This window comes from Gammaproteobacteria bacterium (assembly GCA_016705365.1).
Lineage (GTDB): Bacteria > Pseudomonadota > Gammaproteobacteria > Pseudomonadales > UBA5518 > UBA5518.
Genome location: JADIYI010000008.1, coordinates 1531793 through 1544336 on the forward strand (window position 1 = coordinate 1531793; position 12544 = coordinate 1544336).

The window sequence follows — 12544 nt, forward strand, 5'->3', positions numbered from 1 at the left end:
GCGGTTTATTTCGCGATCGGTGCCAGGTGAGCGCTCGGTGCGGGTATGCGCTTGCGCAATGCCAGGGTAGGAATCAGGGTCAGAAGGAATGCGATCGCGACGATCACGAAGCTGTCGCGAAAGCCTGCCGCCAACGCTTCGCGTTGCAACATCTGCTGCAGCAGTAGTCGCGCCGCGTTCCATTGATCGGTGCCGCTGAAACCCATGGCCTGGGAAAAGCCGCTCAGCTGACCGAGGATCGACAGGGTATCGCTGTTGCCGAAAGTCTGTGTGGAGAGCATGTAGTCGGCGTGAATGCTGGTGCGCCGATCGAGCGCGATGGACATCAGGTTGACGCCGAAAGCGCCACCGAGCTGGCGAATGAAGTTGAACGAGCCGGAGGCTTGGGTCAGCCGGCTCACTTCGATGTTGCTCAGCGCACCCATCTGCAAGGCAGGCATCACCAGCCCGAGCCCGATACGGCTGATCACGATCCACCAGGCTATCGACCAGAACCCGGTGTGGGCGTCGGCGTCTGACAGCAACCAGAACGAGAGGGCGAAAAATCCGATTCCGCAGCTGATCAGGACACGGTGATCGACCCGGTCCGCAAGCCGGCCGGCTATCGGGAAGATAAGAAGCATGGCGAAGCCGCCGGGAATCATCAGTACGCCGGAGGTCGTCGCGCTCAGCCCCTGCACGAGTTGCAGGAACAGCGGCAGCAGGTAGGTCGAGGCATAGAGCCCCGCACCGAACACAAAACCGTTGATCGACATGATCAGGAAATTGCGCTCCGCGAACAGCGCAAGGTCGAGCAGCGGATGCGAGTAGCGCAGCTCCCAGCGTACAAATGCGGTACCGAAGAAAGCGGTGAGCGCGAAGCAGCCGAGGATATAGTCCGAGTTCCATCCTTCGCGCTCTCCGTGGCTCAAACCCACCAGCAACGAAGTGAGCGCAATGCCGAGCAGTACCATGCCGCTCCAGTCGAACGGCGTGCGCCCCGGGGCCTGGTGCGAGGGAAGGAACACGCTGGCGCCGGCCACCGTCAGCAACGAGAACGGTATGCCGAGATAGAACACGTAGCGCCAGTTGAACGAATCGATCAGGATCCCGCCTACCGCAGGGCCTACGGCCGGCGCGAGAATGATTCCGACCGCGCTGACACCCATTGCCAGGCCCTGCTTGCCCGGCGGGAATACCTGGAAAATGATCGTCATCGACAGCGGCGTGAGCAGTCCGGCGGTGACTCCTTGCATGATGCGCGAGGCGATCATCACATCGGTGCTGGCGGCGAGCCCGCCGAGCAGCGATCCGACCAGGAACAGCATCATCGACACGATGACGGTGCCGCGCAGCCCGATGCGCCTGACCAGCCATGCGCTGGCGAGCATCGCGACCGTGGATGCGGCGAGGTTGGCGGTCGACAGCCATTGGGCATCGCTCTGGCTGATGCCGAAGGCGCCCATGATGTCGGGAATGGCGACATTGATGATGGTGCCCGACAGCACCGCGGCAATATTCCCGGTGACGATGGTGAATACCGCGAACCAGCGGAAATTCATCCCGTAACGGCGGAACAGCGCCGCCAGCGCCGGATTGTCCGGCAACCTGGCGATATAACGTTCGAGTTCAGCGCGTATCAATCGCCACCTCGACCATCATGCCGGGGCGCAACAGGTTGCCCGATTGATCGATCGAGATACGCACCGGCAGGCGTTGCGTCACCTTGGTGAAATTCCCGCTCGGATTGGTATTGGGCAGCAACGAGAACTGGCTCGTCGCCGACTGGCCGACGCGAACCACCTGGCCGCTGAATTCCAGGTCCGGATAGGCATCCACGGTGATTGCAACCGGGTTGCCCGGCTGGATGCGGCGGATCTCGGTTTCCTTGATGTTCGCATCGACCCAGATGTCGGCGGGGTTGTGCATCAACAGCAGGCGCTGTCCGGGTACCACGTATTCGCCGGCATGCACGAAAGTCTCGTCGACGCTGCCGCTTGCCGTGCTCTCGACGCGCAAATCGTCGATCAGTATCTTTTGCTTTTCGATCGACGCGTCGATGCGCTCGCGCTCATGCTGCATTCCTTGCAGTTCGCTGCTGAGCACCTGGATCTGGCTCTGGCCCGCGGCGGCCTCGACCACGTTGCCGCGGGCGCTCTCGGCCTCTGCCTGCGCCCGCTGGAACAGCTGCAAGGACTGCTGACGCGCATTGCGGGAGTTTTCCCACTGTTGTTGTGAAATGATCTGCCGCTCGCGCAGCGACTGGGCCCGTTCCCACTCGCTTTCCTTGAACTGGAGGTCGGATTGCGCCGATGCCATGGAGGCGAGTGCGGCGTCGAGTTGCGAGCGGGCAGCGCTCAACTTGCCACCGGAACTGCGATCCACCATATCGATCTGCGCTTCGATGCGCTCGCAGGAGGATTGCATCGATTGCCGCTGTGCCTCGAGTTCACGCAGGCCGAGCCGTGCGCTGCGGTCGTCGATCCGGGCGATCACCGTACCGGGTTCGAGCAGGTCGCCCTGGGAAATCGGGAAATCCATCACTTGTCCGGCGGTGCGGGTGCTCACCTCGATCATGCGGGTGGCGATGCGCGCGTCTTCGCTGAACACATGGGTGTGGCGCTGATAGAGCCAGTACCCGGTGGCGAGCGCCAGGATTGCGATGGCCAGCGCAGCCAGCGGTTTTTGCCCTGGCTTGCGTCTGCGGGATGCGGTGTCTCGAGTATCGTCGCTGTCAGACATCATTGGACTCCGATGCGCCGGGTGTCGGCGCTGTATGCGGTTTCCTCGATCAGGCGCTGGCGGATCCAGCCGAGACTGTTCACGAGGTGTTGTTTGCGGATCGTGCCCAGGGGGCGCTCCAGTTCCGCGTGCAGCGTCTCGAAGCGCTGGCGGGTACTCTTCAGTGTGTTGTGCGCGCGGCGCGTCAGGTAGAGCCGGTTGGTCCGCCGGTCATCCGGGTCGGCACGGCGCTCGATCCAGTGCGCTTTCTGCAGCGCATCGAGCAACTTGCCGAGTGGCGCGACCCCGAGCGCGGTGACTTCGGCGATCTCGGTCTGGCTCAATCCCTCACGCCGGTACACGGTGTTCAGTGCCAGCCACTGGTTACGGGTGAATCCGAGTTCGGCAAGTCGTGCGTCGAAGCGTCGATTGAGCAACCGCGCGCACTCGAACAGCACGCTCAGGTAATTGTCGGGCAGCAGGTCGCGGGCGTCGGGCGCGGAGCCGGATGCGCGCAGCTCCTGCCTGACGATCTGCAGGCTCTCGAGCATCTGTTGGACTTCGCTGCTGTCGAAGCCGCGCAGGAAGCCGGATTCCACGCTGCGAAATCGCTGTTCCAGCATCTCGATGGTCGGTTCGGCGTGCTCGAGCAGAAATACGCGCCGCGCCCGTCGATCGTCCGGGTCAGGCTCGCGCTTGATCCAGTTGGCCTGCTCCAGCCACTGCAGGGCCAGGCCCAGCGGCGCCTTGGCGATGCCGAGTCGCTCGGCAATATCGGACTGTGTTATGCCGGGGCAGTGCCTGAGGGTGGCGAGCACGCGCCATTTGGCCTGCGTGAGTTCGAGGTCACGTATGGCATTGTCGAACGCACGACGGATCAGCCGCGAGGTGTCGTGGATCAGGAATGCGAAGCTTTGTTCCAACTCGGGGACGGACACGGGATCATGCCATATAGTAATCTTTGTCTAATATATTTCATAACTACTATATAGTCGAGTTACTTTTCTGGAATTCGCCTTTTAGCCTTGCCAGGCCTTGCCGCACTCGCCCCGGGAGTTTCCGGCGTCCGCGGGCAGGCAATTCTTTGATCATTGCCCCGAGCGCACCGAATTCCTCGCCGCGGACACTTGCACGGCTCATGTCAGTAATGAGCCAACTGGTTGCGTCCCGCTGCTCGCGCTTGGTGCAGTGCCTGGTCGGCTGCCTCGATGATCTGGCCCATCGAGCGTCCGGCAATTTCCTGCATCGAGTAGATGCCAATGCTCAGGCTGCACTCGACATCCCCGCCCCGGGTCTCCACGGGTCGTGTATGAACCGTACTGACCATGCGCTGGCCGATCTCGATCGCATTCCTGCGCGGACATTTTCCGAGGAACACCAGGAATTCGCGTGCGGTGAACAAGCCAAACACATCGTGCGGACGCACGCAGCGTCGCAAGCGCCGCGATACTTCGCGCAGCACATCATCGCCGATGCCCGCATCGGCCGTGGCGCTGCCTGCGGTCACATACTCGAGGTCGACGAGAAGAATGGCGATGGCGTCATTGCCGCGCGCGGCGCGTCCGAGTTCGCGCGGCAGGATTTCATCGATGCCGTGACGGTTCCAGGTGCCTGTTACCGGGTCCATCAGTACCTGGCGCATGCTCTCGTCGAGTTCCTTGAGCAGGCGGTTTTGTTCGGTGTCGAGTTCCTGCAGGCGGAATTCGTTCTCGACGATATCCGCGAGGTTACGCAGACGGCGTGCCTGCTCGGCATCGAAGGAGCGTGCCTTGTGGTCCATCAGGCACAGCGTTCCGATTGCCTGCCCGCGGTGCCGCAGGGGACATCCGGCATAGAAGCGGATGCCGGGCTCGGCAACCACCAGCGGGTTGGCGGCGAAGGCCGGATCCTGCAGGGCATCGGGCACGAACAATGCGTCCTTGCGCAGGATCGCGTGGGCGCAGAACGAAAGTTCGCGCGGCGTCTCGCGCGCCAGCGAACCCTGCAGCGATTTCGACCATTGGGTGTCCGCCGTCACCAGGGAAACCAGGGCAATGGGCACATCGAACAGCCGCTGGGCAAGCTCGGTGACACGGTCGAAGCGCTCCTCTGCCGGCGAATTGATGATGCCGAGGCTGGCGAGTGCCGCGAGGCGCTTGTCTTCGTGCGGGGGTATCTCGGGACGCTGCATGGTGAGGGGTCCATTGCCGAGGCGAGTTCTTCCGGATTATACGCACCCTGAGGTGCAGGGCTACCGGATCGACGGGTGCCGGCTGGGGCCTGCGGATGGCACAATGCAGGCGACCATGAGCGAGCAGCAGGGCACGGCAATGGAGATATCGGGATTTGCGGAGCCGCGCTTTGCAGCGGTGAGTGAGGCATTCGAGCAAAACTTCGCTTCCCACGACGAAGTGGGCGCCGCGTGCACGGTCTATCTCGGGGGACGCCCGGTAGTTGATATCTGGGGCGGGATCGCGGATCCGCGGAGCGGCGGACGCTGGGAAGAAAACACTTTGCAGTTGGTGTTCTCGGCGGCCAAAGGGCCCACGGCAACCTGCATACACCGGCTGGTGGAACAGGGCAGGCTGGATATCGATGCGCCGATCGCACGCTATTGGCCCGAGTTTGCCGCGGGCGGCAAGCAGGCAATCACCACGCGCATGGTGTTGAGTCACCGTGCGGGGTTGGCGGCGATTGACGGGGAGCTCTCGCTCGACGATGTGCTGGCATGGCATCCGGTCATTGCGGCGATCGCGGCGCAGGCACCCAACTGGGAACCTGGCAGCACGCATGGCTACCACGCGCGAAGTTTTGGCTGGATTCTGGGCGAAATCATCCGGCGTATCACCGGCGAGAGCCCGGGCGCCCATCTGCAGCGCACCATCGCGGGCCCGCTCGGCCTCGATTACTGGGTCGGACTGCCCGGGCGCGAGATGGCGCGCTGCGCGCGGCTCGTGCCACCCGATACCGCGCATTCAGCAGCAGCATTGCTCGGCGCGAATAGCCTTACCGCGCGGGTGATGAGCGGGCCGTCCGCGCTGTTCGCCTATGACGATATGTGGAACCGCCCCGAGGTGCTGGCGGCCGAAATGCCATCATCGAACGGGGTTGGCACGGCCAGGGCGTTGGCGCGCTTCTATGCCGCATTGATCGGTGAGGTGGACGGCATACGCCTGTTGCGTCCCGATACCCTGGAGGCGGCCACGCGGGTTGCCTCGCAAGGCCCGGACTGCGTGATCCTGATGGAGACCTGTTTCGGTCTCGGCTACAGCCTGCCGCCGATGCTGACGCGGGAGGCATCGCCAGCCGCGTTTGGGCATCCCGGCGCCGGCGGATCGCTGGCATTCGCGGATCCCGCCAAGGGGATCTCGTTCGCTTATGTGATGAATCGCATGCGTTTCGACCCCACCGGCGATCCGCGCGCAGCGTCACTGGTAAGCGCGCTTTACCAGTGCCTTGCATAGGCGGCGTTCAGCGCCGCGTGGCCCAGTAGCTGCCTTCCATCATGGCCTCGATTGCGGCGCGGTGCGGGATCATGTCATCGGGATCCGGCGGCAGCACGCTCTCCCCGAAGTGTGCGCCACGCCTGCCGATGCGTGCCATCACGATACCGTGACGCAGGGCCGCGTAAAGAGCATAGAACTCGAGATCACGCGGTTGATGAGCGCTCAGTTTCTCATAGCTGGCGGCAACTGCATCGAGACGCATCATGCCGGGAATGCCCGGCAGTCCGACCAGCGGGGTGAAGTCCTGGAAAAAGTGGTGCAGGTAGATCATCCAGCCGAGGTCGAGCTCGCGCGGGCCGGTGGCGGCCATCTCCCAGTCGAGCACCGCGCTCGGCTTGAAGTCGCTGAACAGGATGTTGCCGATGCGGGCATCGCCCCAGCTAAGCACCTCGGCGCCTTCCTCGCGCGGCCAGTTGGCGTCCAGCCATTCGAACGCATTCTCGATAAGTGGATGACGAATGCCATCGGCACAGACCCAGGCGTAATACTCTCGCTGCGCCGCGACATGCCGCCGCATCGCCGAGGCGCCGTTCCGTGCGGGGTTGAGCAATTCGCGGTCCGCGTCGGAAAGCCCGATCGCGTGCAGTCGTACGAGTGCCGCGACCGAGGAATCCTGCAACTGCATCTGTTGCTCAGGGCTTGCACGCAGCAACCAGGAGTCGAACACATAGGGCGGCACGTCGGGCGGGGCCTCGCCATCGGCCCGCTCCATCACCAGGAACGGTGCGCCGAGCCACGAGGAATCCGGCTCGTGCCACAGCATGCGTGGTACCGGTACAGCGGAGCGTTCGCGCGCAATCCGCATCGCGTGGAACTGCTTGTGGAGGTCATAGACCGGAAATACCGGTATGGAGGAAGCATCGGGAGGCAGCCGCGCGACGCAGCGCAACAGTTGCTCCGCGCCATCCTGTTCAAACACGACCTCGAACAACAGGGTCTCGCTCGACATGCCATTGCTCTCGGGGCTCGCGAGCGCCGAGATGCGCGCTCCCGGAAGATGCTGCTGCAACCAGGCTTCGAGATCCCGCTGCAATTGCGCTTGGTCGCGGGTAGATGTACGCGGGCGGGACGCGGCGGTGTTCATTTCCACAGATAGGTTCTCCGCAGGGATTGACGGTAGCGCTGGCGCGGCCAGACGGATCGCGAGCATAGCGTATAAGCCGGCATGCGATACAGCGCGACGGATGGGTGAAGTGCCGCCGCCAGCGGCGTTTCGCGGCAACCAGACCGGCGATCATGCCGCGGTCAACGGGTTCCTCCAGGGTGCAAGACCTGAGCGGGGGCGGTGCTCGTACCGCGCGGTATCCAGGATGTAGAATCCCGCGCATGAAACACGATACCGGCAAACGACCAGCCGTGGTGCGCGAGAGCGGCAAGCAGCGTCGTCTCGAGATCATCGAAGCGGCACTGCGGGTGATCGCGCGCGACGGCCTGCGCGCGGTGAGCCATCGTGCGGTTGCTGCCGAGGCGGCGGTACCGCTGGCCGCAACCACTTATTATTTTCATGACCTCGCCGATCTCATCGCCGAATCGTTTCTGTACTGGTCCTCGGCGCAGCAGGCCAATGTCGAGGCGTTTCATGCGCGGATACAGGACTTGCTGGAGCAGGCACGTGCCGGCAAGCTCGAGCGGGCCCGATTGCCGGGCCGGATTGCCGAGGCTGCGAGTGCCTACGTGGTCGAGCAGGTTCGCGAGTATCGCAGCGATCGCGTGCTCGAATTCGCGTTCCTGCACGAGGCGGCGCGCCTGCCGCGCTTGCGGGCCGCGGTGCTGCGCCAGCAACAGGGATTTCTGGACTTCCTGCAGGTGTTTCATGAGGCGGTCGGATCGCGGCAACCTGGAGTGGATGCGCAGATTTCCCATAGTGTATTGCTCGGGCTCGAGAAGAGCGCGCTATTGGCCGATGACAGCGGAAAGATTGATACCGACGCGCTCAGGGTGGTGTTGCTCGGCTACCTCCAGGGCGTGCTCGCGACGTCGGCCGCAGGCGGATCATGAAAAATTACCTTGGACGGATATCCGGTGAAGTGGTACAAATGTGCCACTTTCTCGATATTGCATCACCGGATGGCACCCGATGAAGACGCATGGCGGTTGCCGTCAGCGGGTTTCGCGACTCCCGATAGAACATGCGAGCCTTTCCGGCTTGCCGAGGTCCGTTCCATGACACGTATTGTCTGCATGCTGATATTCACGGTTCTTTGCGGGACCCCGGTTTGGGCCGCGGGTGACGCGGCGACGGGCAAAGCCCTCTACGCCAGTTGTGCCGCGTGTCATGGCGTTCAGGCCGAAGGCATCGCGGCGATGAATGCGCCGGCCCTGGCGGGGCAGGAAGCGGCCTATATCGAACGTCAACTGGCACATTTCCAGGCCGGCGTTCGTGGTGCCGATCCTGCCGATACCCTCGGCGCGCAGATGCGCGGCATGGCGGCGGTGCTGGCCGATACGCAGGCAATTGCCGATGTATCTGCCTACTTGGCTGCGCTCGCGCCGATGAGCTCTGCCAGCGATGCCGGCGGCGATCTGCGCAACGGCAACAACTACTACCAGTCGAAGTGCGGCGCCTGTCATGGCGGCAAGGCGGAGGGGAATGCCGCGCTGTTCGCACCGCGCCTGGCGGGACAGGACGTGGCCTATCTCAAGCGCCAGTACCTCAATTTCCAGCAGGGCTTGCGCGGCAGCCACGCGGAAGATCGCTTTGGCAAGCAGATGAAGATGATGTCCACCACCCTGCCGGGCGAGAAAGACCTCGACGATGTGCTGGCGTTCATCAATGCGCAAGGCGCGGCGCGCTGACCGCCGTGATGTGGTCGCTGCCGGCTGTCTGCGGGGTTTTGCTTCTGCTGTCCTCCGGGACGGCAGTGTCGGCGCCCGCCGTGGCGGATTCGTTCCGGCTGAGCGAGCAGTGTCCGCCAAGTTTTGAAAAGACCGCGGCTGGCGTGTGCGAATTGCGCAATATGTACCAGTTTTACGATTCGTTGCTGGACCAGGGTGTCGGGGGAACAAAAACCGGGTTGCCTGCGCACCGCGACGGGTTCAGTCCGCAGCAGATCGACCTCGGGCGGCTGCTGTTTTTCGATCCGGTGCTTTCCGTGAACGGCAGCATGTCGTGCGCCAGCTGTCACGACCCTGACCGGGGGTTCAGCGACGGGCGTGCCCGCTCCATCGGAGTTCATGGCGAGGATGTGGGGCGTGCGGCGCCGACCTTGTGGAATGTCGCGTTCCTCAAGCATTTATTCTGGGATGCACGCGCGCAAACGCTCGAGGAGCAAATGCAGGGCCCCCTGTATTCTCCTCACGAGATGGGTAACAACCCGGAGCAGATGCTCGCCAGCCTGAACGCCAGTCCGGACTACGTGGAGCTGTTCCGGACGGCATATGCCGGCGCTGCGGATGCGCCCATCACGCTGGATCAGGTCTATCGCGCGCTCGCTGCCTTCGAGTCCTCGCTGATCTCGCTGAACAGTCGCTATGATCGCTACGCGCTCGGTTATCACCAGGCGCTGAGCCAGCGCGAAATTGAAGGCATGAACGTATTCCGCTCCTTTGTCGCGCGCTGTGCGGAATGTCATACGCCACCCTTGTTCACCAACCAGCAGATCGCCGTGCTCGGTACGCCCGAGCCGGAAGGCCGGGCACTGGACGTGGGTGCGGAAAAGACCTTCAATACACCGCGGCTGAAAGGCGGATTCAAGGTCCCGACGTTGCGCAATATCGATGCGACAGCACCCTACATGCACTCCGGACGTTTCGCGACGTTGCGCGATACGGTGGCGTTTTACAACGGTGGCCGGGGGCATGCGGTGCCGGCTGGCGTCGAGATGCACCTGCACTGGCATATCTGGGAGCCGAATCTGGGCGAACATGAACTCGATCTGCTCGTGGATTTCCTGAAAACGCTCAGTGACGAATCTTTCAAACCCGCAATTCCGGCGCGCGTTCCCTCGGGGCTCGAACCGGTGATCCATACGACCAGCCAACCCCCGGCAGTGGCAGGGGAAACAAAATCCAATAAGGGAGAATCCTCATGAACAAGGGAGTCATCGCCGGTGTGCTGCTTGGTGTTGCCGGATTCGCGGCGGGCATGTATTACGGCGGCGCGGCGGGACCGGCGCCGGTGTACACCTCGAGCAGCAGCGGCAAGAGCTACGAGGGAGGCTTCAGCGCCGGGGGTGAACAGGCCGAGCAGGCCGCGGCGGCGATCAGCAGTGGCAACATAAAAGCGGTAGCGGGGCCGGCTACCGATGTCGTGATCGTGGTCAAGGACGGCGAGTCGATCCAGGAAGCGGTGAAGCGCGCCGAACCGGGCACCACGATCCGGATCATGCCGGGTACCTATCACGAGACCGTTTATATCGACAAGGACGATATCCGCCTGATCGGGGTGATCGAGAAGGGCAAGCGTGCGGTGCTCGATGGCGAGGGCAAGCTGAACGATGCGGTGCTGTACTCGGGAAACAACTTCGTGGTCGAGAATCTCACGATCACCGGGTACAAGGGCAATGGCATCATGGGCCAGGCGGGCAACAATTTCGAAATCCGCAACAACCTGATCATCGATACCGGTGTTTACGGGATTTTCCCGCAGCTGGGGCAGAATGGCGTCGTCGAGCACAATGTGGTCTCGGGTATCGAGGACGCGGCGATCTACGTGGGGATGAGCGATAACGTCCACGTTGCGTATAACGATGTGTTCGACAGTGTGGCGGGTATCGAATTCGAGAACAGCCGCCACGGCATCGTCGAAGACAATTACGTGCACAACAATACCGGCGGGATACTCACGTTCATCACTCCGGGCCTGCCGATCAAGACCACGTTCGACGTGATCATCCGTCACAACTTCATCGTCGGCAACAACCATCCGAACTTCGGTGCGCCGGGCTCGACGGTGTCGGGCATACCGGCCGGTACCGGCATCCTGGTCATGGCTGCCGACGATGTGGTGATCGAGGGCAATATCATTTCCGACAACAAGACTGCCGGGATCCTGATCACGGACCACGGGCATGCGGCCAATGTGACCGTCGATCCGGAGTCGGACCCGAATCCGGATCGGGTAGCGATACTCGACAACGTGATGCTGAACAATGGCTATGACACCATCACCGATGTGAAGGCGCTGATGCTGACCGAGTTGAAACAGGGCAACCCCGATATCGTGCGCGTGGGACCGAGCGAGGGCAGTTGCATCGTCAACCGCCATCGTTACACCACGGTCGGCGTGGACGATTTCGCCGAGTGCGGTTTCACCAATACGGCAAGCAAGATCACTTACCTGCTGCCACCGGTGCCGGCGCGCGAGATTGCCCTCGAGGATCGCGGCAAGATTGCCTACCTGGGAATCTGTTCCGGCTGCCATATCTATACCGGGCGCATGGTCGGGCCGGCAGTGCAGGTCATACAGGCCATGTACATGGATAACCCGCAGGGGATTGCGGATTACATCGCCAAGCCGGTCAGGAAGCGCGACGATTATCCCGAGATGCCGCCGCAGGACTACCTCGACGAGCAGACCCGCCTGGCGGTTGCCGAGTACATGCTGTCGGTCAAGAAGTAGGGCGGCGACGCTCGCTCAGGTGTTTTCGCGTGCGGGTGGCCGCGGCTGCCCGTAGTTTTTGAACCGTGCGAGCACCTCGCTCATTTCTTCCTGCCCGAGCACGACCGGCCCGCCAATGAGCAGGGTGGCCAGGTACTGGGCTGCGAGTTCCTCGATTTCCCTGGCGAGTGCCAGGGCATTCTCCAGTGTCGAGCCGATTGCGATCTGGCCGTGGTTTGCCAGCAGGCAGGCGCGGCGCTGGTGCAGGGCATCGACGGCGTGCGCGGCAAGCCCCGCCGAGCCGAACAGCGCATAAGGCGCGCAGCGAATCGAATCCCCTCCGGCGATTGCAACCATGTAGTGGAAGGCGGGAATATCCCGCGCGCAGCAGGCCAGCGCGGTCGCGTGGCGGGAGTGGCAATGCACGATCGCGCCCGCCTCGGGTCGCGCGACATAGATTGCCGCGTGCATGCGCCATTCGCTGGACGGCGCAACGTCGCCCGTGATTACCTCGCCCTCGAGCGTCATGCCCACGATCTGCCGCTCGTTCATGGCGGCGGGCGATATGCCGCTCGGCGTGATCAGCATGCCGAGCGGCGCTCTTGCCGAGGCATTGCCGGAGTTGCCCGGCGACAGCCCGGAACCTGCCAGGCTGCGCATGCAGGCAACCAGTTCCAGGGCGCAATTGCGGCATTCCTGCGTGTTCATAATGTTGCCTGCTGACCGTTGCCAAGGGCGATGCTACCATCCTCAAGGCGGGGGAGAGGATCCTTCCTGTGCAGCGCAGGGAAGATCCGGGAAGCAGCAACAAATAGCAGCA

At 63.0% G+C, this 12544-nt stretch carries 11 protein-coding genes; 5 read left to right on the forward strand and 6 right to left on the reverse strand.

What is annotated here, in order from left to right; all coding sequences use genetic code 11:
* Positions 1 to 5 precede the first annotated feature (5 nt).
* The 4 genes from IPF49_14685 to IPF49_14700 all read right to left on the reverse strand — a co-directional run bounded on the left by IPF49_14685 (position 6) and on the right by IPF49_14700 (position 4870).
* The gene (locus tag IPF49_14685) at positions 6 to 1622 is read right to left on the reverse strand and encodes a DHA2 family efflux MFS transporter permease subunit (protein ID MBK6288852.1); all 1617 of its coding nucleotides are present in this window, start codon (positions 1620 to 1622) and stop codon (positions 6 to 8) included.
* Positions 1609 to 2724, reverse strand: coding sequence for an HlyD family secretion protein (locus IPF49_14690; protein ID MBK6288853.1), 1116 nt, complete (start codon positions 2722 to 2724; stop codon positions 1609 to 1611). The genes IPF49_14685 and IPF49_14690 overlap by 14 nt, the downstream gene beginning before the upstream one ends.
* The gene (locus IPF49_14695; GenBank protein ID MBK6288854.1) at positions 2721 to 3638 is read right to left on the reverse strand and encodes a MarR family transcriptional regulator; all 918 of its coding nucleotides are present in this window, start codon (positions 3636 to 3638) and stop codon (positions 2721 to 2723) included. Before IPF49_14695 ends, IPF49_14690 begins: the two co-directional genes overlap by 4 nt.
* Before the next feature lie 203 nt (positions 3639 to 3841).
* Positions 3842 to 4870: a diguanylate cyclase gene (locus tag IPF49_14700; protein ID MBK6288855.1), complete on the reverse strand. Its 1029-nt coding sequence runs from the start codon at positions 4868 to 4870 to the stop codon at positions 3842 to 3844.
* 139 nt (positions 4871 to 5009) lie between these two features.
* On the opposite strand from IPF49_14700, the gene IPF49_14705 reads away from it, so the two are divergent.
* Positions 5010 to 6143, forward strand: a complete 1134-nt coding sequence (locus tag IPF49_14705; protein ID MBK6288856.1) for a beta-lactamase family protein — start codon at positions 5010 to 5012, stop codon at positions 6141 to 6143.
* Positions 6144 to 6150: 7 nt separating this feature from the next.
* Here IPF49_14705 and IPF49_14710 read toward each other — a convergent pair whose 3' ends face one another.
* Positions 6151 to 7269 (reverse strand): phosphotransferase family protein, encoded by a 1119-nt coding sequence (locus IPF49_14710; protein MBK6288857.1) that lies wholly within the window; start codon positions 7267 to 7269, stop codon positions 6151 to 6153.
* Positions 7270 to 7511: 242 nt separating this feature from the next.
* Here IPF49_14710 and IPF49_14715 point away from each other — a divergent pair, with 242 nt between their 5' ends.
* The 4 genes from IPF49_14715 (at position 7512) to IPF49_14730 (ending at position 11745) form a co-directional block, all read left to right on the forward strand.
* A complete protein-coding gene (locus tag IPF49_14715; GenBank protein ID MBK6288858.1) occupies positions 7512 to 8183 on the forward strand; it encodes a TetR family transcriptional regulator in 672 nt (223 codons plus the stop codon).
* 183 nt (positions 8184 to 8366) lie between these two features.
* Positions 8367 to 8981 (forward strand): cytochrome c, encoded by a 615-nt coding sequence (locus IPF49_14720; GenBank protein ID MBK6288859.1) that lies wholly within the window; start codon positions 8367 to 8369, stop codon positions 8979 to 8981.
* An 8-nt stretch (positions 8982 to 8989) separates the two neighbouring features.
* Entirely contained in the window at positions 8990 to 10216 is a 1227-nt protein-coding gene (locus IPF49_14725; GenBank protein MBK6288860.1) for a cytochrome-c peroxidase, read from the forward strand.
* Entirely contained in the window at positions 10213 to 11745 is a 1533-nt protein-coding gene (locus IPF49_14730) for a right-handed parallel beta-helix repeat-containing protein (GenBank protein MBK6288861.1), read from the forward strand. Before IPF49_14725 ends, IPF49_14730 begins: the two co-directional genes overlap by 4 nt.
* Before the next feature lie 15 nt (positions 11746 to 11760).
* On the opposite strand, the gene IPF49_14735 is transcribed toward IPF49_14730, so the two are convergent.
* Complete coding sequence (locus tag IPF49_14735; GenBank protein ID MBK6288862.1) at positions 11761 to 12432, reverse strand: class II aldolase/adducin family protein; 672 nt, start codon at positions 12430 to 12432, stop codon at positions 11761 to 11763.
* Between the last annotated feature and the right edge of the window lie 112 nt (positions 12433 to 12544).

Coding starts and splice junctions, on each gene's coding strand:
- IPF49_14705 (MBK6288856.1), top strand. CDS start 5,010: ATGGAGATATCGGGATTTGCGGAGCCGCGCTTTGCAGCGGTGAGTGAG.
- IPF49_14720 (MBK6288859.1), top strand. CDS start 8,367: ATGCTGATATTCACGGTTCTTTGCGGGACCCCGGTTTGGGCCGCGGGT.
- IPF49_14735 (MBK6288862.1), bottom strand. CDS start 12,432: ATGAACACGCAGGAATGCCGCAATTGCGCCCTGGAACTGGTTGCCTGC.
- IPF49_14700 (MBK6288855.1), bottom strand. CDS start 4,870: ATGCAGCGTCCCGAGATACCCCCGCACGAAGACAAGCGCCTCGCGGCA.
- IPF49_14730 (MBK6288861.1), top strand. CDS start 10,213: ATGAACAAGGGAGTCATCGCCGGTGTGCTGCTTGGTGTTGCCGGATTC.
- IPF49_14710 (MBK6288857.1), bottom strand. CDS start 7,269: ATGAACACCGCCGCGTCCCGCCCGCGTACATCTACCCGCGACCAAGCG.
- IPF49_14725 (MBK6288860.1), top strand. CDS start 8,990: ATGTGGTCGCTGCCGGCTGTCTGCGGGGTTTTGCTTCTGCTGTCCTCC.
- IPF49_14715 (MBK6288858.1), top strand. CDS start 7,512: ATGAAACACGATACCGGCAAACGACCAGCCGTGGTGCGCGAGAGCGGC.
- IPF49_14690 (MBK6288853.1), bottom strand. CDS start 2,724: ATGATGTCTGACAGCGACGATACTCGAGACACCGCATCCCGCAGACGC.